Source organism: Streptomyces malaysiense (genome assembly GCF_000980885.2).
GTDB lineage: Bacteria > Actinomycetota > Actinomycetes > Streptomycetales > Streptomycetaceae > Streptomyces > Streptomyces malaysiense.
Window position 1 is genome coordinate 1 of record NZ_LBDA02000183.1, and the last position, 359, is coordinate 359.

A 359-nucleotide genomic window follows, 5' to 3' on the forward strand; every position below is an offset into this window, starting at 1 on the left:
TGCCATGCTGATCACGGCATTGGGCAGCACATCTTCGGGGAGGGGCTTCGGTGGCCGCCAGGTACTACTGCGCCGACAGCGAGAACGGCGACCACGTCGACGACCCGTCCGAGGACGCCCTGTTCATGATGATCGGCGACCTGAACGGCTCGGACAACACATTCGTCGTCATCCAGCCTGACCAGGACGACCCTGCCTGGTTCGCCTCCGTCGCCGTCCTGAACGAGGGCGGATACGAGGTCGTCCGCCGCGACACCACACGCCGCGAACACGACGTGACCGTCGAGACCAGCACCGATCGCATCGCGGGCGACCTCACCAAGTGGCTGGCCGCCCGCGCTTCCTAAAACACGGCCTAG

At 65.7% G+C, this 359-nt stretch carries 1 protein-coding gene; it reads left to right on the forward strand.

Annotated elements, in window-relative coordinates; all coding sequences use genetic code 11:
- Positions 1-50: 50 nt before the first annotated feature.
- A complete protein-coding gene (locus VT52_RS34820) occupies positions 51-347 on the forward strand; it encodes a hypothetical protein (RefSeq protein ID WP_046425300.1) in 297 nt (98 codons plus the stop codon).
- Positions 348-359: the final 12 nt, after the last annotated feature.